Annotated in this window: 21 protein-coding genes and 1 other annotated feature; of the genes, 18 read left to right on the top strand and 3 right to left on the bottom strand. The window is 49.4% G+C overall.

All coding sequences use genetic code 11. From position 1 onward, the window contains the following. Positions 1-74 precede the first annotated feature (74 nt). The 9 genes from MUN34_RS09020 (at position 75) to nrdG (ending at position 11,460) form a co-directional block, all read left to right on the top strand. Positions 75-512, top strand: a complete 438-nt coding sequence (locus MUN34_RS09020; RefSeq protein ID WP_026828786.1) for a YlbF/YmcA family competence regulator — start codon at positions 75-77, stop codon at positions 510-512. Between the two features lie 66 nt (positions 513-578). Continuing rightward, positions 579-3,110 (top strand): DNA mismatch repair protein MutS, encoded by a 2,532-nt coding sequence (gene mutS / locus MUN34_RS09015; protein ID WP_247857599.1) that lies wholly within the window; start codon positions 579-581, stop codon positions 3,108-3,110. 13 nt (positions 3,111-3,123) lie between these two features. Next, a complete protein-coding gene (mutL, locus tag MUN34_RS09010; protein WP_247857598.1) occupies positions 3,124-4,947 on the top strand; it encodes a DNA mismatch repair endonuclease MutL in 1,824 nt (607 codons plus the stop codon). 175 nt (positions 4,948-5,122) lie between these two features. After that, entirely contained in the window at positions 5,123-5,512 is a 390-nt protein-coding gene (locus tag MUN34_RS09005) for a CidA/LrgA family protein (RefSeq protein ID WP_247857597.1), read from the top strand. Then, positions 5,505-6,185 carry an LrgB family protein gene (locus MUN34_RS09000; protein WP_247857596.1) on the top strand — a complete coding sequence of 227 codons (681 nt, stop codon included), beginning with the start codon at positions 5,505-5,507 and terminating at the stop codon, positions 6,183-6,185. Before MUN34_RS09005 ends, MUN34_RS09000 begins: the two co-directional genes overlap by 8 nt. 44 nt (positions 6,186-6,229) lie before the next feature. Continuing rightward, positions 6,230-6,757: an AAA family ATPase gene (locus MUN34_RS08995; RefSeq protein WP_247857595.1), complete on the top strand. Its 528-nt coding sequence runs from the start codon at positions 6,230-6,232 to the stop codon at positions 6,755-6,757. Between the two features lie 118 nt (positions 6,758-6,875). Next, a complete protein-coding gene (locus tag MUN34_RS08990) occupies positions 6,876-8,915 on the top strand; it encodes an ATP-binding protein (RefSeq protein WP_247857594.1) in 2,040 nt (679 codons plus the stop codon). A gap of 270 nt (positions 8,916-9,185) precedes the next feature. Next, complete coding sequence (locus MUN34_RS08985; protein WP_247857593.1) at positions 9,186-11,027, top strand: anaerobic ribonucleoside triphosphate reductase; 1,842 nt, start codon at positions 9,186-9,188, stop codon at positions 11,025-11,027. Next, a complete protein-coding gene (nrdG, locus tag MUN34_RS08980) occupies positions 11,002-11,460 on the top strand; it encodes an anaerobic ribonucleoside-triphosphate reductase activating protein (RefSeq protein ID WP_247857592.1) in 459 nt (152 codons plus the stop codon). Before MUN34_RS08985 ends, nrdG begins: the two co-directional genes overlap by 26 nt. A 55-nt stretch (positions 11,461-11,515) precedes the next feature. On the opposite strand, the gene MUN34_RS08975 is transcribed toward nrdG, so the two are convergent. Beyond that, the gene (locus MUN34_RS08975; protein WP_026828778.1) at positions 11,516-12,991 is read right to left on the bottom strand and encodes a DHA2 family efflux MFS transporter permease subunit; all 1,476 of its coding nucleotides are present in this window, start codon (positions 12,989-12,991) and stop codon (positions 11,516-11,518) included. Between the two features lie 164 nt (positions 12,992-13,155). Between MUN34_RS08975 and MUN34_RS08970 the strand changes: the two genes are divergently transcribed. The 9 genes from MUN34_RS08970 to MUN34_RS08930 all read left to right on the top strand — a co-directional run bounded on the left by MUN34_RS08970 (position 13,156) and on the right by MUN34_RS08930 (position 24,181). Continuing rightward, complete coding sequence (locus MUN34_RS08970) at positions 13,156-14,064, top strand: TetR/AcrR family transcriptional regulator (protein ID WP_026828777.1); 909 nt, start codon at positions 13,156-13,158, stop codon at positions 14,062-14,064. Between the two features lie 69 nt (positions 14,065-14,133). After that, entirely contained in the window at positions 14,134-15,579 is a 1,446-nt protein-coding gene (locus MUN34_RS08965; RefSeq protein ID WP_247857591.1) for a SulP family inorganic anion transporter, read from the top strand. Between the two features lie 98 nt (positions 15,580-15,677). Continuing rightward, positions 15,678-16,505, top strand: a complete 828-nt coding sequence (locus MUN34_RS08960) for a fumarylacetoacetate hydrolase family protein (protein WP_247857590.1) — start codon at positions 15,678-15,680, stop codon at positions 16,503-16,505. Between the two features lie 231 nt (positions 16,506-16,736). Then, the gene (locus MUN34_RS08955) at positions 16,737-17,483 is read left to right on the top strand and encodes a DeoR/GlpR family DNA-binding transcription regulator (RefSeq protein ID WP_026828774.1); all 747 of its coding nucleotides are present in this window, start codon (positions 16,737-16,739) and stop codon (positions 17,481-17,483) included. Continuing rightward, positions 17,480-18,400, top strand: a complete 921-nt coding sequence (pfkB, locus tag MUN34_RS08950; protein WP_247857589.1) for a 1-phosphofructokinase — start codon at positions 17,480-17,482, stop codon at positions 18,398-18,400. The genes MUN34_RS08955 and pfkB overlap by 4 nt, the downstream gene beginning before the upstream one ends. A 16-nt stretch (positions 18,401-18,416) precedes the next feature. Next, on the top strand, positions 18,417-20,351 hold the full coding sequence (locus MUN34_RS08945) for a PTS fructose transporter subunit IIABC (RefSeq protein WP_247857588.1): 1,935 nt from the start codon (positions 18,417-18,419) through the stop codon (positions 20,349-20,351). A gap of 117 nt (positions 20,352-20,468) precedes the next feature. Beyond that, on the top strand, positions 20,469-21,614 hold the full coding sequence (locus MUN34_RS08940) for an FUSC family protein (protein ID WP_026828771.1): 1,146 nt from the start codon (positions 20,469-20,471) through the stop codon (positions 21,612-21,614). A 64-nt stretch (positions 21,615-21,678) separates the two neighbouring features. Continuing rightward, positions 21,679-21,882, top strand: a binding site (T-box leader). 60 nt (positions 21,883-21,942) lie between these two features. Next, positions 21,943-23,589 carry an aromatic amino acid hydroxylase gene (locus tag MUN34_RS08935; protein ID WP_026828770.1) on the top strand — a complete coding sequence of 549 codons (1,647 nt, stop codon included), beginning with the start codon at positions 21,943-21,945 and terminating at the stop codon, positions 23,587-23,589. Between the two features lie 79 nt (positions 23,590-23,668). Then, a complete protein-coding gene (locus MUN34_RS08930) occupies positions 23,669-24,181 on the top strand; it encodes a pyrophosphohydrolase domain-containing protein (RefSeq protein WP_247857587.1) in 513 nt (170 codons plus the stop codon). Between the two features lie 44 nt (positions 24,182-24,225). Here MUN34_RS08930 and MUN34_RS08925 read toward each other — a convergent pair whose 3' ends face one another. Both MUN34_RS08925 and MUN34_RS08920 read right to left on the bottom strand, forming a co-directional pair. Next, positions 24,226-24,513 (bottom strand): MGMT family protein, encoded by a 288-nt coding sequence (locus MUN34_RS08925; RefSeq protein ID WP_247857586.1) that lies wholly within the window; start codon positions 24,511-24,513, stop codon positions 24,226-24,228. Beyond that, on the bottom strand, positions 24,510-25,481 hold the full coding sequence (locus MUN34_RS08920; RefSeq protein WP_247857585.1) for a cation diffusion facilitator family transporter: 972 nt from the start codon (positions 25,479-25,481) through the stop codon (positions 24,510-24,512). Before MUN34_RS08920 ends, MUN34_RS08925 begins: the two co-directional genes overlap by 4 nt. Between the last annotated feature and the right edge of the window lie 78 nt (positions 25,482-25,559).

The raw sequence follows: 25,559 nt of genomic DNA, 5'->3' as shown, positions 1-25,559 counted from the left end.
ATGCGTTAAGAACGAGTCATCGTTCGTAGATACGATAAGCGTAGCGGGATCACCGCTTCCGATAGAGGGGACGAATGTTTATGTACACAGATGAACAAATCATCGAAAAGGCCAATGAAATCGCGAAAATGATTTCTGAGACATCAGAAGTAGAACGATTCAAAGCTGCTGAAGCGAACATCAACGGGAACGAAAAAGTTCAAAAGATGATGAAACAAATCAAGTTCCTGCAAAAAGAAGCAGTCAACTGCCAGCATTACGGTAAAACGGAAGCATTGGCACGTGTCGAAGCAAAACTGGATAAATTATTCGCAGAACTCGACGAGATGCCGGTCGTGCAACAATTCCAAGAATCCCAGGAAGAAGTAAACGGACTTCTTCAATATGTGACGGTGACGATCTCAAACGGAATCACGGATCAAATCATCGAAGCGACAGATGGCGATGTCTTGGCGGGGAAAACAGGCAGCGGTATGGAAGCAGAAAATAAAAGCGGCGGTTGCGGCTATTAATCAATGAACTGAATTGGAAAAGCCGACGGATTCCCGTCGGCTTTTTACGCGAATGAGGTGAAAATCATGGAAGCAGTCCACAATACGCCGATGATGAAACAATATTTTTCCATTAAGGCGGATTATCCCGATGCCTTTTTATTTTATCGTCTCGGTGATTTTTATGAGTTATTTTTTGAGGATGCCAAACAAGTGGCACATGAACTGGAATTGACATTGACGGCCAAAAACGGCAAGAATGCCGAACACCCGATTCCGATGTGCGGTGTGCCGCACCATGCGGCAAACGGCTACATCGAACAATTGATCGAACGGGGTTATAAAGTCGCTTTGTGCGATCAGGTCGAAGATCCGAAGTTGACGAAAGGACTCGTCAAACGTGAAGTCGTCCAAGTCATCACGCCGGGGACCTTGATGTCGTCGTTGACGGAAAAAGAAAACCGGTATCTCGTTGCAGTCGTCGAACAGGATGGACGATTCGGTATCGCCCGCGGCGATGTCTCGACCGGAGAAAGTGCCTTGACGAGTGTTGCGACAATCGATGCCGTCGCCAAGGAATTGAGTATTATCTTACCGCGCGAAATCATCATCACGACGCGTGAACACGAAGCGGCACTCAGCCATCTGCAGATTCCGATGACGGAAAGTACACGCCGGGAAAGTCATCCGCACGGTGACCGGGCGATTGATACGGCACAAGCAGATGCCTTTGCTGTCTTGTACGCGTATATGCACGATACGCAAAAACGGTCGCTTGCGCATTTACAACCGGCGCTGGTCTATGAAGCGGCTGATTTCATGCAACTGGAGCCGAATACCGTCAAGAATCTGGAACTGGTCCGTTCTGCTCGGACCGGCGATAAAAAAGGGTCATTGCTCGGTCTGTTAGATGTGACCGGAACAGCGATGGGCGGACGGATGCTGAAACGCTGGCTCGAAAAACCATTGCTGTCGGAACGGACGATTACAGAACGGCTCGACGCCGTCGAAGAATTGTTGGCGCATTATTTTGAGCGGCAACAGTTGAAAGATACGCTGCGGGAAGTATACGATTTGGAACGATTGGTCGCGAAAGTCGGATACGGTACGGCTTCTGCCCGTGATCTCGTCCAATTGAAATCGACGCTCCGCTTGATTCCGCGTATTCAAGCCGCGCTTGAGGAACTGTTGAGCGACCGCTTGGGACAACTGGCACTCGGACTGGATCCCCATGAGGAACTGACCGACTTGCTGGACCGTGCGTTTGTCGAGGCCCCGCCAATCTCGACGAAAGAAGGTGGGATGATCCAACCGGGCTTCGACCCGGCACTGGATGAACTACTAATGGCATCAAAAGACGGAAAGACATGGCTGGCAACACTTGAAGCGAGTGAACGTCAGGCGACCGGTATCAAGACGCTGAAGATTGGTTATAACCGGGTATTCGGGTACTATATCGAAGTCTCGCGGGCCAACGCCAAACTGTTGCCGGAAGGACGATATGAACGCAAACAGACGCTTGCGAACGCCGAGCGGTATGTCACGCCGGAACTGAAAGAGAAGGAAGCGTTGATTCTCGGGGCGGAGGAAAAAAGCATTACCCTCGAATACGAACTATTCTGCCAAGTCCGGGATCAAGTCAAAACACAGATTGAAAGCCTGCAACGGGTCAGTCGCCGGATTGCCGAACTCGATGTCCTCGTCGCCTTGGCGGAAATCGCAGAACGTCATGACTATGTCCGACCGTTAACGATTACAGGACGGAACGTGACCATCGAGAACGGACGTCACCCGGTCATCGAGACGGTCCTGCCGCGCGGAGAATATGTCGCGAACGGCATCGCCTTACATGAGGAGCGGGAAATGCTGTTGATCACGGGACCGAACATGTCCGGTAAATCGACGTACATGCGTCAATTTGCCTTGATTGCCTTGCTGCATCAGATTGGATCGTTTGTCCCGGCAAGCCGGGCTGAGTTACCGGTCTTTGATCAAATCTTTACGCGGATCGGAGCCGCCGACGACTTGGTCAGCGGACAATCCACCTTCATGGTCGAGATGGTCGAGACACAAGAAGCCTTGACCCGGGCAACGGACCAATCGTTGATTCTCCTCGATGAAATCGGTCGCGGGACATCGACATACGACGGAATGGCCCTCGCGCAAGCTATCGTCGAACACATCGCCGAGCATGTCGGAGCCAAAACATTGTTCTCGACGCACTATCATGAACTGACCATTCTTGATGAATCGATGCCGCGGCTCGCGAACGTCCATGTCCGGGCGGTCGAGCAGGATGGACGAGTCGTCTTCCTGCATGAAGTCCGTGACGGAAAAGCCGATCAATCTTACGGGATTCATGTAGCACGGTTAGCGGATCTGCCGGATTCCTTGATTGACCGGGCGGAAGTCTTGTTATCGGAGTTCGAACAAACTGAGGAGCGGGCGATTGTGTCTCCGTCGCCTGCAGTCGTTCAGGCGGAACCCGTCGATCAGCTGAGTCTCTTTGCCGAGCCAGATCCGGTGCGGGAAACGATTCAGACGCTTGATCTGATTAACATGACACCGCTTGAAGCATTAAACACGTTGTACCGTCTGCAGGCAGAAGCAAGAAAGTAAGGAGGCGTAACACATGGGAATCATTCGGGAACTATCGGATTCATTAGCGAACCGGATTGCGGCAGGTGAGGTCGTTGAACGCCCCGCCTCTGTCGTTAAAGAACTGGTCGAAAATGCACTCGATGCGGGTGCGACGCAAATCGATGTTGAACTGGAAGAAGCCGGCATGAAACGAATGACGATCCGTGACAACGGTCACGGTTTTTATCCGGAAGATGCAGAACTTGCCTTCGTCCGCCATGCGACAAGCAAAATCAAGGATGAACACGATTTGTTCCGGATCAAGACACTTGGTTTCCGGGGAGAGGCATTGGCCTCGATTGCGTCCGTCAGTAAAGTGACGCTGAAGACGAAGCGGGAAGACCAGGAAGGGGTTCAGCTGACACTTGATTACGGGACATTGACGGAGCGTTCGGCGATTGCGATGAACCGCGGAACGGAACTGACGGTCGAGCAATTATTCTTTAATACACCGGCTCGACTGAAGTACCTCAAGACGACGCATACGGAACTGGCAGCCATCACGGATATCCTGAACCGGGTCGCTTTTGCCCATCCGGACGTCAAACTGTACGCTGTCCATGAAGGAAAAGTTTTGATTCAGACGAACGGATCCGGAGACGTCCGGCAGGCACTGGCCAGCGTTTACGGACATCAGACGATTCAAGGAACACTCGTCGCGACCGGAGCGACGGCCGATTATCAGCTGACATGTCATCTCGTCAAACCGGAAGTGACACGCGCTTCGAAAAATTACATCACGCTGATTCTAAACGGACGTTCGGTCAAAAACTTCGCGCTGACGCAAGCGGTTTTAAATGGATACCATACACTGTTGCCGATTGGTCGTTTTCCGATTGCTGTGATTGAAGTGACGATGGATCCCTTGTTGATAGATGTCAACGTCCATCCGGCGAAACGGGAAGTCCGCCTGTCAAAAGAAGCAGAACTGGGTCAACTGATTCAAGAAACGATCCGGTTGACGCTCAGCCGCCAGACGTTGATCCCGAAAGTCACCCCGCCGAAACCAAAAAGAGATCCGAGTGCACAGGAGAAGTTAGAGTTTTCTTACGTGGCGGAACCGGTTGAAGAGTTGTCATCACGGTCGGTCTGGAACTACCCGATTCCGAAACGAACGGAGACGGGTGATGACCGGACCGTGACACCAAACCGGTTTGAGGCGTTGGAGCCATCAATTGAGCCGCAAGCACAGCTGCAACCGGAACAAGTAGACGAGCCGGTCGCAACCGGTCCGAAGTTTCCACATCTCGATGTCATCGGACAGCTTCATTCTTCGTATATCGTTTGTGCCGGAGCGGACGGCATGTATCTGATTGATCAACACGCCGCCCAGGAACGGATTAAATATGAAACGTATAAAGTCATGTTCGGCCGCCCGCTCGAACAACGGCAGCAGCTGTTGTTGCCGTACACGTTTGAGATCGCAAGCGATGATATGCGACGGATGGATGAAGTCCTGCCGTTATTGCGTGATGTCGGGATCGAATTGGAATCGTTTGGTCCACAAAGTTTCATCGTCCGTGAAGTTCCGACGTGGTTCCCGTCCCATCGCCAAGAGGAGACGATTCAGGAATTGATGGATGAAGCCTTGATGAAACGGAAGGTGGATCTCGAAAGTTACCGCGAGGACGCCGCCATCATGATGGCATGTAAAAAATCGATTAAAGCGAATCATCCTCTTAATCACGAGATGATGCGTCAATTGATTGCCGATCTTGCGAAAACCGACATGCCGTTCACATGCCCACACGGTCGACCGGTCATCATCGAATGGACGACCTATGAGCTGGAAAAACTCTTTAAGCGCGTCATGTAAAGAAGGACCAATCTGTTTTCACACAGATTGGTCTGTTTTCAGTCTGTATTGTGACAGAAAAATGGTTCTCGGCCTGTGAGAACGGTTACTTCGACAAATCTAGCTCATTTCATTGATTGTTCACAAAGTGAGGCGGATAATGAATCCCGAATACGTTAAATAAGGGGAAATCATTATGCGTTCAAAAACTTTACTGGGTGTGACCGTTATCCTGCAAATCGTTCTAATCTCTTGTTTTGCCATGATTGGCGACTGGATCAGTCTGACTTTGCATTTGCCGTTACCGGGAAACATCATTGGATTGATTTTATTGTATCTGGCATTAAAAAGCCGTCTGCTTCAAATCGACCATGTGGAGCGTGGGGGGAAGCTCCTATTGCTGGTCATGCCGCTGTTTTTTGTCCCGGCGTTATCCGGCATCATGGATTACACGGACTTTATGCGTCAATCGGGTCTGCAGGTGCTTGTGATTCTTGTCATCAGCAGTTTGCTGACCTTGACCGGATCGGCGTACATCGTCGATCGTCTGGCACGCCGGAAAGAGGAGGGGACCGTTCATGAGTGAAGCACTGCTTTGGTTCATGCTGACGATTCTGCTGTTTGCCGGAGCCTTCTGGTTGTATCAGAAATATCCGTTTATCTGGATGTTGCCGATTCTGACAGTGACGGCTGCCGTCATTGTCATCTTAGCGCTGAGCGGGACATCACACGCTGTTTACATGTCAGGCGGACAGTATTTGTCGAAGATGTTGGGACCGGCGATTACGGCATTCGCGATTCCGCTTTACCATGTCCGTCATCACGTCCGTCGTTTTATTCCGGAGATTTTGCTTGGTGTCGGTATCGGAACGCTGATTGCATTAACATCGGATTTAATGCTCGGACTGCTCTTACATCTTGAACGGACGACGAATCTGGCCTTGTTGCCAAAGTCGGTCACGCTACCTGTCGCCTTGGCGATTTCGGAACGGTCCGGCGGAACACTCGCCTTGACGGCGACATTTGTTCTTGTGACAGGGCTTGTTGGTTCAATAGTCGGTCCACGACTGATGACCGGTCTGAAGATTCGGCATTTCGTCAGTCGCGGCGTCGGTTTGGCCTCGATCGCCCATGTCATGGGGGCGACGAAATCGATGAGTCTCGATCAGCGTGAAGGGGCAGTTGGTCTGCTGACGATGGTGTTGACGGCTGTCCTGGCCAGTGTCCTTGCACCGTGGATTATTCAAATGGTATATTGAAGGAAAATACTTCCAAGGGAAAATAAAGGTGGTACATCCGGACAATGATTATTTGGATTAATGGGACATTTGGTGTCGGTAAAACGACGGCTGCCCAAGGATTACAGCAACGAATCAGGGGATCACATCTGTTTGATCCTGAATTGACCGGTCAGCTGTTACGTCAGCAACTTCCACGCGAGACGCTGGCAGATGATTTTCAAGATGAGCCGCTGTGGCGTCAGCTGAATCTGTTATTACTCGAACAATTGGACCAGCGGTCTGCGGTCATCATCGTACCAATGACGCTGACAAATCCGGATTATTTTGACGAAATCATCGGCGCCTTAAGAAGCAATGGGCATCAGGTGCAACACGTGGCGCTGATGGCAAGTCCAGCAACCATCCGGCGTCGTCTGAGAAGCCGTTTCGAACGCGCACAATCATGGGGAGGACGACAGGCGGATGAACGTTTACGTGCCTTGGCACATCCTGTTTTCTCCAACCATGTCGATACGGATGATTTGTCAAAACAGCAAATCGTTGATGTGATTGGTCTATTGTGTGACATTCAGCTGATGCCGCCTGGTTAAGTGCTGGGAATAGAAGGATTGAAACCAAACGATTGAGGGAAATAAAGGTGTGATGCGGCATGCAAGTCTCGCATCAGATCTTTATTTTTTTTAGTTTTAGTAGGAGGCTTTTATGAATATGAAACAATGGATGACCGAAAAATTAGGGAGACAGTTGATGGCGATTTTTTACAGTGTCTTCGCACTGGGTGTGGTGACGTCTGTTGTCAGTTATCTGTATGTCGACAGTGCAGCAGGTCAGACAAAAGAACAGGTTCTCGATCAGCTTCAGCAAACACAATGGTTTTGGTTTTTGAACTTATTGATTTTTCTTTTATGTTTATTGTTCATTGTCCGGCCGCTTGTTCATCGGTCGACAATGCAGTTACACGAATTGAACATCAAAAGTCAGCGTTTGGCGGAAGGAAAATCGATTTCGCTCGAACACGACATTCCGATTGAAAACGAAGTGGGTCAGTTAACACGATCCTTCTATCAAATGGCGCGTTCAATTTCTTCACAACATACGGAATTATCCCGTAAAAATCAACTGATGGAACAAAATCAGGAAACGCTGAAAGAAAAACAAAATGAGCTTGAACGGGCACTGGAAGTGACACGTTCGAACGAACTGCACTTGCAAGACCGAAACGAATTGATTGAGACACTGGCCTCAAAGGAAAGCTTGTTTGACTATTCCTCAGTCATCAGTACAATCGTGCGTTTGACGAAAACAGAGTTTGGTGCTTTGTTGCTTATTAAAAATAATGAAATTTCTTCCGTTGTCCCAAAAGAGATGACGGAAGAACAACAGGAAAGCCTGAAAACAGAATCCTTGTTACTCAAACGGGTGATGATTTCAAAAGAGATGGCGAACTCATCGAAAAAAGTGGCCAACGATACGTTGATCGGTTTTCCATACTACATTTATGAAGGGGTCATTCCCATCATGGATCCGGCAAAAGAAGAGTTGATTGCATGTCTCTACTTGGCACGATTCGATCAAGCGTTTAATAAAAAGGAATTAAATGAACTGGAATCGTTCTCGAAACAGATTGCGATTTCCCTGATGCGGATGTCGCTATATGAGCAGATGGAATATGAACGAAAGGAAACCGCCCAACTCCTCAATTCAGTCCGGGAAGCGATTTTATATATCAAACATGATGAAAAAGCAATTCTCGGAAACCAAGCCTTGTTTGATATCTTCGAATCTTTGCAGATTGAAGAAGACAATGATTCGATGACCTTCCTCGAAGTACGGCCTGAGACGATGTTTGAACAGATTGACCAAAAAGAGGCGTTCGAAGCGTATTTTGAAGAAGTCTTGTCCGGTCATATTCCGGAAGGGATGTTCTCGTTATCGATTGATCAAGGAGAATATTTCATTCAGGTTTATGCGGAAGAGATCACCCAGGGCGAACAGGCGAAAGGAACGATTCTCGTTTTCCGCGATGTCACGGCGGAGACCGAAATCGACCGGATGAAGTCGGAGCTCGTTTCCACCGTCTCACATGAACTGCGGACACCGCTCTCGTCGATTTATGGGTTTACCGAACTGATGCTTAAACGAAAGCTTGATCCCGAACGGAATAAACGCTATCTGCAGACAATTCATGATGAATCAAAACGGCTGACGGATTTGGTCAGCGATTTCTTGAACGTTCAACGAATGGAGTCCGGCAAACAGTCGTATGATAAAGAAGTGTTTGATCTGATTGATGTTTTGAGGGAACAGACACGTTTTTATCAGGCGGCTACGGAACAACATCGCTTGCAACTCGATGTGGATGAGCAACATGAATTCTTGATTAATGCGGATAAAAACAGCATGAAACAGTTGATTGGAAACTTACTGAACAATGCGATCAAATATTCACCGGATGGTGGCGACGTCGTCATTTCCTTGACCCATCACCACAATCAGATTGAATTGAGTGTCCGGGATTTCGGCTTGGGCATTCCAAGCAGTGCGATGCCACACCTGTTCAGTAAATTTTACCGGGTCGATAATTCCGACAGCCGGAAAATCGGTGGAACGGGTTTAGGCCTCTCAATTTGTAAAGAAATCGTTCGGGCACATGATGGAAATATTGATGTTGAATCAATTTTAGGAGAAGGCACCGTATTTAAGGTATTGTTACCAAGTGTCTCCGATACATTGATTGAAATGGATTAATTCAAATCGGACAGGACAGGGAGTGCGGAAAGAATCATCCGCTTTTCCTGCCCTGTCTTTTTTCGTTGGAAGTGAGGTTTCTCATATCGAGAGAGGAGAGAGGAAACGGTGGATAGACCGAATTTCGTCCGATTTTCTGAAAACATTTCGTGACGAAGTGACGGTTTTGCTTGCAAATCGTTTCAGATATGCAGGGATTGCCGGTCTCGGAAAGCTCTCGCTATAGTGGGGATACAGATAGAAACCACACGACTTTAGGGAGAGATGAAGATGGACGTACAGACGTTATACGAACAAATCGTTCAACATCCGTCAACGGATGAGATGCAGGAAAATGCCAATGTCGATGGGAAATCGCCACTCGGGAAGCTAAACCGTCTTGCGGGTGCCGCAGCAAAACAGATGATGCAGGACATGTTGTTGTCGACCGAAGCGAAACAGGCGCTTGCTGAAAATATCATCTATATCCACGATGCCGACTATTATGTGACCGGAACGACGACCTGTGTCCAACTGCCGCTCAGCCGGCTGTTAACGGAAGGATTTACGATGACTCACGGATCGATTCGTCCGGCACAGGATATCCGCTCGGCGTTGGCACTTGCTGCCATCATCATGCAGGCGAATCAAAACATGCAGCACGGCGGGCAGTCCTATCCGATGTTTGATTACGATCTCGCTCCGTTTGTCGAAAAAACCTTTCAGCGGCAACTGAAGAAAATCCGGGAATTGGTCCCGAAATGGTCCAACCGACGCAAGCGGGCCTATGCGATGTCAGAAACGTATGAAATGACCTATCAAGCCTGTGAAGCGTTTATTCATAACACGAATTCGATGCATTCACGGGGTGGCGGACAAGTCCCGTTCATCTCCATCAATTACGGGACGGATACCTCAACGTTCGGCAGATTGTTGATTCGCGCACTTCTCGAAGCAACACGGGCAGGACTCGGAAAAGGGGAGACACCGATTTTTCCGATCCAGATTTTTAAGGTTAAGACAGGGGTCAATTTTCATTCGGAGGATCCGAACTATGATTTGTTTCAACTGGCGACCGAAGTGACCGGGAAACGTCTGTTTCCGAACTTTGCCTTTCTCGATGCCCCGTTCAACCAATCACCGGATGGTGAACCGGACGAAGAAGTGGCGTACATGGGCTGCCGGACACGTGTCCTTGAGAACCGGAAAGGTCGAGCGTCCGTCGTCGGGCGGGGGAATCTGTCGTTTACGAGTCTGAATCTCGTTCGCCTGGCCATGATGACACAGAGTCTGGACCGGATGTTTGAAGCCGTCTCCACCTATACGGCAGTGATTTGCGAACAATTGCTTGAACGGTACCATTACCAGGCGAATCGGACAGCGGACGAGTTTACCTTTTTATATCGGCATATTTGGCGGGACGGACATACGCTGTCTGGATCAGACCGGGTCGAACCCGTCTTGCGGCAAGGAACGTTATCCGTCGGGTTCATTGGTTTGGCGGAAGCGTTGATCATCCTGACGGGACAACATCACGGGGAATCGGAACTCGCCCACCGGATTGGACAAGCCTTGATTCGATTGATGCGGACGGTCGTCGATCAGTACGGGGAAAAAACCGGGTTGAATTTTTCTTTGCTCGCGACACCGGCAGAAGGATTATCCGGAAAATTCACGGCCGCGGATGTAGAGCAATTCGGTGTAATCGAATGTGTGACCGATAAATCGTATTATACGAACTCGTTTCATCTGCCGGTCGATACGAGTGTGACCATCCGCGAAAAAATCCGTTTGGAAGCACCGTTTCATGCGTTATGCAACGGCGGACACATCACCTATGTCGAGACGGACGGAGCACTCGCGGAAAACCCGGAAGCGATCGAAGATATCGTCCGCTTGATGGCGGAAGCCGGTATCGGGTACGGTTCAATCAATCATCCGATTGACCGGTGTCTGACGTGCCGGACGGAACAGACGATTGAATACTCCTGTCCGGTGTGTGGCGGAGAAGAGATCGAGCGGATTCGCCGGATTACCGGATACCTGGTCGGAACGATGGACCGGTGGAATCCTGCGAAGCGGGCAGAAGAACGGGATCGGGTGCAGCATGCGACTACTTCACATTCTCGCTGATTCCGTCGTCGACGGTCCGGGTCTGCGAACGGTCATTTTTTTTGCCGGTTGTCCTCACCAATGTGCCGGATGTCATAATCCGGATTCCTGGGCGGTTGAAGGCGGAGAGGACTACAGCGTGCAGCAAGTCGTTGAACAGATTCGACAGATTGGTTCGCACCGGGTGACGATTTCCGGCGGAGAACCGTTTTTGCAACAAGAGGCGTTATACGAGCTGGTCAACGCATTGACCGTGTATGATATCTATCTGTTTACCGGTTACCGGCTCGAACAGTTGCTTGATGACGCTTTGGCCCGACGGATTCTCTCGAGGGTTGATGGTTTGATCGACGGACGGTATATCAAGACACTTCACGATTACTCCTTATCGATTCGTGGCAGTACCAATCAACGGATCTTAAATAAGAAACAGCTTCAAAGCTTTTTCGGATGAAAAAACAGGTCGTTTCTTCTCATGACAATGAGAGAGGAAACGACCTGTTTGAGGATTATGCGTATTTTTTTTCACGTGCTTCTTCGATGTGAACGACGTCTTGATCGACTTTCCGTTTTTTAATGAAAAAGGATAAACCTAGAGCGAGTAATGCGAGCAAAGTAGCGATGAAGAACGTATCGTTGATGCCTTCGACCATCGATTGCGTGATGATCGTTTGCGGATTGGTCGTTGGCGTAGCACTTGCAGCCAATTCTTTTGCATACCCGGCGGTCCGTGTTGTCATGACGGTGACGAGCAGTCCTGAACCAATTGCACCGGAGACTTGCGACAACGTGTTATTGAGCGCTGTCCCGTGCGGTGTCAAGTGTTGCGGGATATGGTTCAACCCGTTTGTCATGACCGGCATCATGACCATTGAGATCCCGAGGAATCGTAACGTGTACATGATGACGAGGAACGAATACGCCGTATCCGCTGTCAGACGGCTGAAGAAGAAGGTCGTCAGAACCGTCAAGGACAGACCAATTATCGCAAGAACCCGGGCTCCGAACCGGTCAAACAGACGACCGGTGATTGGTGACATGAAGGCCATGACGAGTGCACCCGGCAACATCAACAGTCCGGAGTGGAACGGTGAGATACCGCGAATCGTTTGGACGTAAATCGGCATCAGGATCATCGCCGAGAACATCGACATGTTTAAAACCATTGAAATGGCTTGCGATAAAGCGAACATCGGATATTTAAAGATTCGGAACTCAAGCATCGGTTCATCGAGCCGGAATTGGCGTATAATGAACGAGGCGAGACTGATGACACCGATGGCAAGGGCGCCGATCACTGTCCACGACCCCCAACCGGCCGAACCGGCTGAACTGAAACCGTACAGTAATCCACCGAACCCAAAGCTCGATAAGACAAGTGAAAGTTTTTCGAGACGCAGTGTACTCGTGACGACTTCTTTCTTTAATAAGAAGAATCCGATGACGAGGACAAGCAGGGAAATCGGTGTGACGATATGGAACAGCATCCGCCATTCGTAATGTTCCAGCACCCAACCGGATAATGTCGGACCGATTGCGGGTGCGAACGTGATGACAAGACCGAAAATCCCCATGGCTTGTCCGCGTTTTTCGATTGGGAAGCCGTTTAACAATACGTTCATTAACAGCGGCATCATGATGGCAGAACCGGACGCCTGTAACATCCGCGAGCCGAGCAGGACCGGAAACAGATCGGCTTGACCGGCGACGATGGTACCGATTGAGAATAAGCCCATCGCCGTCAAGAACAACTGGCGGGTCGAAAATTTTTGAACGAGAAAAGCCGACGTCGGAATCATGATTCCGTTGACCAGCATATAGCCGGTTGTCAGCCATTGCGCCGTACTGGCTTCAATGTTGAATGATTTCATGATGGATGGTAAAGCGATATTTAACAGCGTCGAGTTCAGGACGGCGACGAAGGCGCCGGCCATCAAGACCGCTAAGATTAAATAAAGACGAGATGATTGCTTCGTTGATTGCATTTCGTTATGCTCCTTTTGTACAGTAAGTCTATTTTGTTATACACTGATTCTACGACTTAGCTATCTTACCGTCTGAAGCAAAACATTACAAATTATTTGCTTTATACACTAAAGTAAATGAGTGGTTTTTGAAAAACAGATCATTTAAAGAAAAGGATAATGTTATGAACCCGAAAAAGAAACAGCTCCTTGATGCTGCCTACCAACTATTCGTTGAAAAAGGATATCAGTCAACCTCGATCCAGGACATTTTAGACCAAAGTGTCGTCTCCAAAGGAACGTTCTATAATTATTTTTCGTCGAAAAACGAACTGTTCATTGATGTGTTTAACACGGTCTTCGAAAAGATGCGTAACGCCCGAAAAGAAATCCTGGTCGGACGCGACGTCTCGGATTACGAGACATTCATTCAGCAGGGGAACTGCTACCTCGAACTGATGCAGAAGTACAAACTGTATACGTTGTTTGAAGAAGCGATTGCTTCTAATGAAAAAGAATTAAAAGCGTTCATGGAAAATAACCGGCTGCTCGAGATCGAATGGACATATAATCGATTGCGCGATTTATTCGGAGAAGCGAAAACACCGTATCTGCTCGATTTAGCCGTCATTTATACGGGAATGTTGCAATATGCGATGTACTTCTTCCGGCAATCGGAACGGAACACGCAACCGGAGCGGGTCGTCCGTTATGTCTTCAACCGGTTGACGCATCTCGTCGAAGATGTCAGCCGGACGGAAGAACAATTGATTCCGCCGCGCTTCTTGTCGGTCTGGCTCGACCGTCCGCAAGATGAGGTCGTCATCCGGAAAGATTTATTCGAGAAGACGAATGCTCATATGAAACGGCTGATCACACTGTCCGCCATTTCGGAGGAATCAAAGGAAGCTCACGATGAAGTGCTCGATTTCATCTATGAAGAATTACTGGAACGGAAAAAACCGAAAATCCATCTGCTGAAGCGGGCACTCGAGACGTTGCAGGAGGATCCGATCTTCACCGGTCAGGAAATCATGGTCCGTTATCAGGACATGGTCGATGAAATCGTCCGAATCCGGACACTGTTACAATAAAGGCTTGTCGTTTCAGGTGAAACGTCCTATTTTAAAAAAATGTTCGAACATAAAGAAATGAGGAATTAGATGTTTTCACAATGGAGAAAAGAATGGGTCCTGCAACCGAAAGCGGACCTGTTATCCGGAATCGTTGTTGCCTTGGCACTGGTTCCGGAAGCAATCGCGTTTTCCTTGATTGCCGGAGTCAACCCGATGGTCGGCTTATATGCGTCCGTCATCATTGCCATCGTCATCTCGATTGCTGGCGGCCGACCGGGGATGATTTCAGCCGCAACCGGGGCGATGGCGCTCGTTGTCGTACAGCTCGTCAAAGATCATGGTGTGGATTACTTACTGGCAGCGGGTATTCTCGCCGGGATTTTCCAGATTATTTTAGGCGTCGCCGGTGTCGCAAAATTATTGCGTTTTATTCCACGAGCCGTCATGGTGGGATTCGTCAATGCCTTGGCAATTTTGATTTTTTCGGCACAATTGCCGCAGTTTGAAGGGCAAAACTGGATCATGTATGCGATGGTCGCGGCATCTCTTGCCATTATCCTGATTTTCCCGCGGTTTACGAAAGTGATTCCGGCACCACTCGTCGCGATTACGATCATGACGGTCTTAACGGTTGCCTTTTCGCTGGATACACGGGTCATCGGCGACATGGGACAAATTTCAGCTTCACTTCCAAGTTTCTTCTTGCCAAACGTTCCGTTTTCGCTTGAGACGTTGCAAATCATTTTCCCGTATGCTTTATCACTCGCATTTGTCGGATTGATTGAATCGTTGTTGACGGCACGGATTGTCGATGAGATGACCGGTACGACGTCGGATAAAGCAACCGAATCCCGCGGACAAGGAATCGCCAATATCGTGGCTGGATTCTTTGGCGGAATGCCGGGCTGTGCGATGATCGGTCAATCGGTCATCAATGTTACATCAGGTGGACGCGGTCGACTGTCGACATTTACGGCAGGAGCTTTTCTGATGCTGTTGATGGTGACGATGAACGATTTACTGATGACGATTCCGATGGGGGCACTCGTCGGTGTCATGTTCTTTGTTTCGTATGCGACATTTGACTGGGGATCATTCAAAATGCTGAAAGATTCTCCGAAAAGTGATTCCGCTGTCATGTTGGCCACGGTTCTTGTGACGGTCTTGACGCATGATTTGTCGATGGGCGTACTGGTCGGGATTTTACTCGCCGCGATTCTGTTCGCGTCGAAAATTTCGCGAATTGCTGTCAAACGTCAGGTCGAAGGGACAAACGTCGTCTACTGGATCAACGGTCCGATCTTCTTTGCGTCGACGACAGCGTTCGTCGAACAATTCGATTTGCCGGCAGATAGCGACTTCGAACGGATTACGCTTGATTTCACACAAGCGCATCTGTTTGATGATTCGGCTACGGAAGCGATTGAAACCGTCGTCTTGAAATATCAGGCAGCAGGCCTGCAAGCCGATCTTGTTGCCTTAAATGAAGAATCACAGGCGCTTGTCGACCGGTTAGCCCGTCGCATCGCTTGAAGAAGAACCGTCCGAGATATATTTCGGACGGTTCTTTTTTGCGAAAGCAGACGGCCGGAGAGACTTTTCGGTATACTGGAAAAAAAGGGGGAATAGTCATGAAATGGTTTCGGTTTGAGCAAGAAGGAGAGTCACGGATTGGGGTTGAGGAAGCAGGTTACCGGTATGACGTGACGGCGCAGGTTTATACGGATTCGTTGCTTGAAGTCATCGCACGGGGATTCGAGATGGATCTAGATTTGGATGTCGCACCACGGCTGAACGACGGCATCCGGTTACTGGCACCCTACATACCGCCGCGTAATGTGATCTGTGTCGGGAAGAACTATGCCGATCACATCAAGGAGATGGATACGGCAGGGGCTGGAAAGTTCGTTTTGTTCACGAAAGCGCCGAGTTCAATCGTCGGTCCGTTTGAAGCAATCGAGCGGCATACGGATTTAACCGAGCAACTTGATTATGAAGGCGAGCTTGCAATCATCATCGGGACATCCGGTCGTGACTTGACGCCGGAAAATGCGCTGGATCACGTCTTCGGTTACAGTATCGTCAATGATGTGACGGCACGTGACTTGCAAAAAGAGCATGTCCAGTTCTTCCGCGGTAAATCACTTGATGGTTTTTGTCCGTTCGGTCCAGTCATCGTAACGGAAGACAGCTTTGATCCGGCAGATGTACTGGTTGAGACCCGCGTCAATGGTCAACTGCGGCAATCGGGTTCGACGAAGCTGATGTTACGGGATGTCGTGACGATTTTAACGGAAGTCTCCCACGGAATGACACTTGAAGCAGGGGATATCATCGCAACAGGCACACCGGCCGGCGTCGGGCACGGTATGAAACCGCCGACATATCTTCAGGACGGAGATGTCGTGGATGTTTCGATTGAAGGAATCGGCCATCTGCAAAATCACGTTAAAGCATAAAATTCAATATCAGATGACCGTATTGTTTAAAACCGCTCAGAGAATGAGCGGTTTTTTTGTGGAAACGGTCATGATATGACTGATTTTGATGTATAATAGATGTATAACAGGATGTTATTGTCGAATAAAGTCGTATTTTGAAGGTTTTTTAACGAAAAACATAAAAAAATGAATGATTTTGATTGATTTTTTAATGTAAACGCTTTATATTAAGGATGTGGAGGGAAACTCATGTTAACGAAAAAACGCCATCAACTGATTCTCGAGCTGCTCGCTCGGGAAGAAGTCGTCAAAATGCAAACCATTGTGGATCAGACGGGAGCCAGTGAATCAACGATTCGCCGGGACTTATCACAACTCGAATCAGCCGGTCATTTACGGCGGGTTCACGGCGGGGCGACAGCCAACCATATGCAGATTGATGAACCGAGTTATTTCGAGAAAAGTGACCGTTTCGTCGAAGAGAAGGACCGGATCGCGAAAGCTGCGGCCGATTTGATCGAAGACGGGATGTATGTGTATCTCGATGCAGGAACGACGACACTAGCCATCGTTCCTTACCTCGAACAAAAGGCGATTACAGTCGTGACGAACAGTCTTCCTCTAGCGAATACGTTACTCTATCACCGTATCCCGACGTTCGTCGTCGGAGGGCAACTCAAGCATTCGACCCAGGCACTCGTTGGGTATAATGCACGTGAAGGAATGTTGATTTACCATTTTGATGTCGCTTTCCTTGGGATGAACGGTGTTCATCCGAATCAAGGTTTTACGACACCAGATCCGGAAGAGGCACTCGTTAAGAAGACCGCGATTGAGTTAGCGAAAAAGTCTTATGTGTTAGTTGATGAGACGAAATTAGATGAAATCAGTTTTAGCCGGGTCGCGTCACTACGCGCGGCAACGATCATTACGATGACATCAAGCGAACAAGAAGCGAAATACAGTCAATATACAGAGGTGGTGAACGCGAAATGATTTATACACTAACACTCAACCCATCGATCGACTATTACGTCACGTTGCCCGTATTTGAGGCCGGACAAGTCAATCGTGTGGAACAAGCGGAAAAAGTAGCAGGCGGGAAAGGAATCAATGTCTCGTTAGTCTTAAGAAATTACGACGTCGAGACGGAAGCTCTTGGATTTTTAGGTGGCAGTACGGGGCAATTCATTCGTGACGAACTGGAAAAGCAAGGCGTCTTGACAGCCTTCACACCGATTGCCGACGAAACGCGGATCAACGTTAAGATCCGTGCCGATCAGGAATCAGAACTCAACGCAGCAGGCCCTAAAATCAAGGATGAAGAGTTACAGGCACTACTGGCAGCGTTCGAAACGATGCAGACAGGTGACATCGTCGTCTTCGCCGGCAGTATTCCAAGCAGTCTGCCACAAGATTTGTACCGGAAGATTGCGCAAGTCCTGACGGAACGGGGCGTTAAGTTCGCCGTCGATACGACGAAAGAAGCAATGCTTGAAGTGTTGCCGCTCGGTCCGTTCATGATTAAGCCGAACCACCACGAACTGGGCGAAATCTTTGATGTCGACATCACGTCAAAAGAAATAGCTGTCCCGTACGCCCAACAACTCGTTGAGCGCGGCGCGGAAAATGTCATCATCTCCTTCGCAGGGGACGGAGCCTTACTCGTCAATAAGCAGGGTGCCTTCACGGCGAACACACCAGCCGGTAAGCTGATCAACTCAGTCGGTGCCGGAGATTCACTTGTCGCAGGATTCGTCGCCAGTTACGCCCTCGGGCGACCGCCGGAAGAAGCATTCCGTTACGCGGTCACGACAGGCAGTGCTTCCGCTTACTCGTTTGGTTTATGTACAAAAGAAGATATTGACCGTTTATTGACCGATGTCCAAGTCGTTGAACTCATTCAATCCTAAAAGGAGTGACAAACTCATGAAAATTACAGACCTGTTAACACGTGATACGATCCAACTCGATTTACGTTCGTCGAACAAAGCAGCCGTCATCGATGAATTGGTGGATGTACTCGATCGTGCCGGAAAATTAAATGACCGCTCGGCTTACCGCGAAGCCATCTTGGCGCGGGAAGCGCAAAGTACGACTGGACTCGGCGAAGGAATTGCGATTCCGCATGCGAAAACGGCAGCCGTCAAATCACCGGCTATCGCCTTCGGACGTTCGACAGGCATCGATTACGAAGCACTCGACGGACAACCAAGCCGTTTGTTCTTCATGATTGCAGCCGGCGAAAATGCCGATAACGCCCACCTTGAAACGTTATCCAAACTGTCGGTGTATCTGATGGACATGAAGTTCCGCGATACGATTCTCTCGGCTCGTTCGGAAGATGAAGTGATTGCTGCGATCGAAGCGAAAGAACGGGAAGAAGAAGGTCCAGTCGATGTCTCGTCTTCAAACGTCGCACAGGACGCACCATACATTCTTGCTGTCACAGCTTGTCCGACCGGCATTGCCCACACGTATATGGCGGCAGATGCGCTCCGTCAAAAAGCGGAAGAAATGGGTGTACGGATCAAAGTTGAGACAAACGGTTCGACCGGCGTCAAAAACGGTCTGACAAGTCAAGATATTCAAGAAGCGACAGCGATCATCGTCGCTGCGGATAAAGCTGTCGAAATGGACCGCTTCAACGGGAAACACGTTGTTGAAGTTCCGGTCGCTCAAGGAATCCGTAAACCAAAAGAATTGATTGACCGTGCCGTCAAACAGGATGCACCGGTTTATAAAGGTAGTGGATCAAGCGACAGCTCAAAACCAGCACGTGGTGGTTTCTATAAACACTTGATGAGCGGGGTTTCCGCGATGTTACCACTCGTCGTTGCCGGTGGACTCTTAATCGCAATCAGCTTTTTCTGGGGCATTAACTCAGCGAATCCTGAAGATCCTTCATACAACGAATTTGCCGCTCAATTGATGTCGATTGGTAAAGCAGCCTTTGGTCTCTTGATTCCGATTCTTGCCGGATTCATCGCGATGTCGATCGCCGATAAACCAGGTCTCGCACCAGGTTTGATTGCCGGATTCCTCGCAAGTCAAGGAAATGCCGGATTCCTCGGTGGACTGATCGCCGGTTTCCTTGCCGGTTACGTTGTTCTCTTACTCGTCAAAGTCTTGCAAGGTCTTCCGAAAGCTCTTGAAGGTATCAAGCCGGTCTTGCTTTACCCGCTGTTCGGTTCATTCATCACAGGTATGATCATGTTGCTTGTCATCAACGAACCAATCGCTGCTTTCATGACATGGTTAACAGATTCACTTAACGGTCTCAGTGGCGGTAACGCCATCCTGCTCGGTATGCTCGTCGCAGCGATGATGGCAATCGATATGGGTGGTCCAATCAACAAAACAGCTTACGTCTTCGGAACAGCTGCTTTAACAGCAGGAAACACGGAAGTCATGGCAGCCGTCATGGCTGGTGGTATGGTTCCACCGCTTCTCGTAGCATTCTCGTCTACGTTGTTCGCACATAAGAAATTTACACCACAAGAACGCGAAGCCGGTATCGCCGCTTACGCAATGGGCGCGTCATTCGTCACAGAAGGTGCGATTCCATTTGCAGCAGCAGATCCACTTCGTGTCATCCCGTCAAGCGTCATCGGTTCAGCAATCGCCGGTGCGTTGACAATCGTCTTCGGTGTGTTGCTTCCGGCACCACACGGCGGTGTGTTCGTCTTCCCATTACTTGACGGACCATCAGGCACATTAATGGCAGTACTCAGCTACGCAGGTGCGATCTTAATCGGATCACTCGTCGGAGCCGCGATCCTCTCGATCTTGAAAAAACCGCTCGTCGATCAAGAAGTCGCGAAAAAAGAAATGACTTCTGGTACAGGAACAAAAGCTTCGTAAGCATAAAAGATTCGATAAAATCACTCCAAGAAGTCTTGGAGTGATTTTTTAATTGCGTTTTTCGGGTATTAGAGCAAGAATAGGGGGCGTATCCCCACTATAAAAGGAGGTTTGTATATGGGCGGTCAGTCTTTACAAATCGGACCACGTACCATCAAGACCGGACTTGCGGTCATTTTGGCGCTGATTATCAGTAACCTGTTTAATCTAAGCCCAATCCTACCTGCGATTTCAGCAGCTACAACGTTATTACCGTCCGTGTATCAGACATGGAAACAATTCCTCGAGGAAGCAGAAGCCAACCTGATCGGAGCCTTCCTGACGCTTGTCTCGTTATGGATTCTAGGTGACAACCCGGCTAATCCACTGGCGATCGGAATCGTCATCATGGCCGCCATCTCGATTTTGCTGGCATTTGGTTTCGGCCGGACGATTCCCCATGTCGTGTTAATGATCATCGTCATCCTGGAAAGTGTCGAAGGGGCGACGGATCCATTGTGGCAAATCGTCCTGATCCGTTATTTACTCGTCATGCTCGGGATCGGTTGTGCCCTCGGTGTCAATGCGCTGATTTTCCCACCGCGTTACGGGAATGTCTATTATCAGAAAGCATCGAAGCTGTTCGAGAAGCTGCTCGTCGTGACCCGGGCAATTGCCTTTGAAGGGAAAGTCACACCTTACCGGTCAGCCATCGACAAAATGAGCCGTTCGATGCTCGAAACGAAGACGTTGTTTAATCTGCACCGGGAAGAAATTCGCGGATCCCGGCAACGGCATGTCTCGTTACTGCGTAACCTGATTATTCTGCAACATATGCAGTCGTGTTTAGAACGGGGTGTCGCGACGGCAGAACGTTTCCGGGAGCGGGAAAAGGCACTGAATTCGATTGCTGATGATTTGCGGAGTGAGCTGTTCTATCATCTGATGCACATTGCCCAGCGTCAGGAAAAGGTCTTGTTGACGTATGATCTGTTACTGACGGAAGAACCGCTCGCGATGGAAGATCTCGTCAAAGAAAACATTGCCTTCGTCAAACACTCGTTCCTTGACCGGGATGAACTGGAAGAAGAAATCATCATGGAAATCCTGCCGATCGTCGTCGCGATGAACGAGTGGATTCAGGAACTGGAATTGTTTGAAAAACGGCTGAACGGGGCGCTTCGCCGCCATGTGACGTCGCTGTCGATCGAACAAAAATCAGTCCGTGATAAAACATTTAATCGCTTTAAACGAAAAAAAGCGATTGACGAAAGTCAGAAGTAAGCGTATAGTCCTTCTTAACAGCACTTTAGTTGCTAAAAGCATAACAGCATAACAGAACAAAAGAAGTTGGACGAAGACGAAACCGAAGTAGAAACAATCTCCCTGTTTCAGAGAGCACGTGGCGCTGCGAACGTGTACACAGATTGAATCGAATTACAGTTTCCGAGTCTCTTGCTATGCAAGCGGAGAAAACCGTTATCCCGTAATGAAGCGATCTATGTCTACGTAGATTATCAGGGTGGTACCGCGGCCTTTTGTCGTCCCTGTCGAACATCTTTGTTCGGCAGGGACTTTTTGTTGTTCATCTACTTTCAAGGGGGAAATTCATATGTCTACACCAATCATTCCAAGTCACTTACAACCACACGTCGCACCGCAGCACTACGACGATTACACGCCGACGGATCATGCGGTCTGGCGTTACGTCATGCGACTGAATTTAAATACCTTACAAGATACGGCACATCCGGCATACCTTGAAGGGTTGGCTGCATCCGGCATCAGTCCGGAACGGATTCCGGATGTCCGCGATATGACGGCGAACTTAAGCCGCGGCGGATGGGGAACGGTTGCCGTTGACGGCTTGATTCCCGGCGTTGCGTTCTTTGACTTCCAAGGTCACGGTCTGTTGCCGATCGCAACCGATATCCGAAAAGTCGATAACATCCTCTACACACCGGCACCGGATATCTTGCACGAGGCGGCAGGTCACGCGCCGATCTTGATGAATCCGACGTACGCGGAATTCGTTCGCCGGTTTGGTGAAATCGGGGCACATGCCTTTAACCATAAAGCCGAGCATGATGTCTTCAAGGCACTGAAGAAACTAACGATCGTCAAAGAAAGTCCGTTCTCGACACCGGCAGACATAGAGCAGGCGGAAGTCGCACTTGCTGAAACCCGGACCCATGTGACTGGTATTTCCGAAGCAAATGAAATTTCACGTCTGTTTTGGTGGACGGTTGAGTTTGGTCTGATTGGCGATATCAACAATCCACAAATCTACGGAGCCGGTCTTCTGTCATCGGTCGGCGAAAGCCGGCACTGTTTGACGGACGCTGTCACAAAACATCCGTTTTCACTTGCGAAAGCACTGGCGACGAAACATGACGTCACGAGCATGCAAAAAGAACTGTTTGTCTGCGAATCATTCGAACAGCTTCGGGAAGCCCTGGAAGAGTTCGCGCAGACGATGTCATACGTCCGCGGCGGCATCCACGGATTAACGAAAGCCGTCGAGTCAGGCAACCTTTCGACGCTTGTCTTTGACAGTGGCATCTCGCTCGTCGGTGTACCGGCAACACAGGAAATCCATGAATCTCTGCACCTCGTCAAGCTGACCGGTCCGACGGCGCTTGCTGCGAAAGGTGAAGTCATGACAGGTCAAGGGCTGGCCGATCATCCGGAAGGCTTTACACTTCTTCACGGACCGGAGTTGAACGAAGTCTTGCTCCAGGTCAAAGTCGGGGAAGAGCTGGACTGGACAGAAGGTGCAGTTCACGTCACAGGACAGATTTCAGCGATTCAAAACGTCAACGGACATCGGGCACTCGTCGTCTTGGAAGACGCTCAATTAACGAACGACGGTCAAACGACGGCAATGGACCGGATGGAACTGGTAGTCGGAGACATCACATCCGCCTTCCCGGGAACAGAAGTCGAAGCGTTAAAACCGATTCCGGAGACGGTTGAGTTCGAACGAATCGAACGTCCGTTGACAGCGGCTGATCCGATTTTTGAAGCGGTTCGGGAAATGCGTGAAGGACGGGCCGACCGTCAACTGTTGCCACAACTGATTGACCGGACGTTGACTCAATTACCGGATGCCTGGTTGTTGCGTCTTGAATTACTTGAATTGGCAGATGAAGTCGATCAGCCTCGGTTGATTGCCGATCTTGACCGTCTGAAGCAGACGTCGGTCGAACGGGAAGAGTTGATCAGTCGCGGCGTGCGGCTGCTTGACCATGTGCGGTAAGCCAAGCATCGAGAAATCTCCTGAAACCTGTTAAAATGGAAACCGTGTGAAAGTGAAACGGAACAGGGGAGTGATCGATATGAAACAACCGGACTATTATCAGGACGTCAAACAATTCCATCAGACGTTCCGTCACCCGGGGGCGGACCAACCAACAGCAATTCCACTCGAGCGTGGTGTCAAACGGGCAACCTGGACAGCGGAAGAAGCAGTCGTTGAGTTTCTGCATCAGTCGTCGCAGGACGAAACCGAGTTTTTGGCAGCGATCGAGACGTTTAAGACAGGACTTGATCAGGCGGTTCAAAAATCATTGAAAGAAACCTATCCGACGACGGAAGTTGAACGGTTGGTTGGTCAAGGCGATGCCTTAACGGATGCTCTGTACTTCATCATGGGCAGTTTCGTTGAAGCGGGACTTGAACCCGGTCCATTGTTTGAAATCGTCCAACAGGCAAACATGGCGAAACTCGGTCCGGACGGTCAACCGATCTTCCGGGAATCGGATCAAAAGGTCATGAAACCGGAAGGCTGGTTGCCGCCGGAACCGCAATTAGAAGCGGAAGTACTGCGTCAAATGAAAGAAAAAGCCTGAAAAAAAAAGGAAGTAAGCCGCATCTGCGGTTTACTTCCTTTTTGTTAGACCTGATAACGGGATAACGACAGTTTCCCGGGACGCTCAAAGACGACGCCTTCCGCCTCGAGTGCCAATTGCTGTTCGTCACCGTCGAGTGAAATCTCACCTTTGGCATTTAACACGCGGTGCCACGGTAAGTGTTCCGTCCGGCTGAGGCTGTGAAGAATCCGAGCCACTTGTCGTGCGGCCCGCGGGTTTCCGGCAAGCCGTGCGACTTGACTGTACGTCATGACGCGTCCTGCCGGAATCGAACGAATGACATCAACGACTTCTTGTGTGAACGGAATCAAGGCGTTTCGTTGGTCGAGACGACATACTGTTGGATGTTGTCGTCTTCGTCGAATCCAATCGTGACATCAATAATTCCTTGTTGCAGACGGATTTTCAGTTCGAGGCGGTCTTTAATGTCATCCGCTTGCGCAATCGTCAACGCCGGATCGACTTCAATCTCGACTTCGACATGGAAATGATCGCCTTCCTTGATGACTTCGAGCTTGCTGATGTCGCGAACGTCGGCATCTTTCATGATGAGACCGCCGAGCCGTGCTGCCATCGTCTCATCGGCTTCACCGAGGGCTCCGGCTGCATTTTGTAAAAAGACATTGCCGACGACATAAAACATCATCAGTCCGATGATAATCGACGCAATCCCTTCCGCCTGATGGAACGGTGTCAGGTGCGAAATGATGACGGCAATCATCGCGACGAGACCACCGGCCGTTGCGACTAAGTCCTCTAGGAAGACAAGGCGTGTCGCCGGTTTTGCCTGCTTTAAGGCACGGAAGCTGTCAAGAATCAGTTTCGGACCTTTTGTCGTGATGCGGGCATCATGTGCGATTTCCTGCATCGCTTTATAAAAGACACCACTTTCTAGGACAACACCGACCAATAAGACGGACAAAGTAATCCAAAAACCGGTTGATTCGGTTGGTTGAATGATGTGGGCAATCCCTTCATGAATCGTTTCATAGGCCATGATGCCGACGAATAAAATCGCACCGAGCAACACGAGGTTGACAAGACGACCAAATCCGTTCGGGAATCGTTTTGTTGGTGCCTTTTTACTGAGGGCGGATCCGATGAAGACGAAAAATTGGTTGGCGGCATCGCCGAACGTGTGCATCATCTCGGCGAACATCGCGACGTTTCCCGTTAAGACATAAGCAACTGCTTTGATGACGGCAATGATCGAGTTAACGATGCCAGCGGTCAAGGCGGAACGGTTACCGCGTTTTAATAATGTAATGAATTCTCCCATAATGCGTCTCCTTTAGCTAACAAACTTGATTACTAATAGTAGTATGTTACACCAGATGGTCCCGTTAAAACCAATTCG

The organism is Exiguobacterium sp. 17-1 (assembly GCF_023096305.1).
Taxonomy (GTDB): domain Bacteria; phylum Bacillota; class Bacilli; order Exiguobacteriales; family Exiguobacteriaceae; genus Exiguobacterium_A; species Exiguobacterium_A sibiricum_A.
This window is presented reverse-complemented; position numbering and strand designations above follow the sequence as displayed.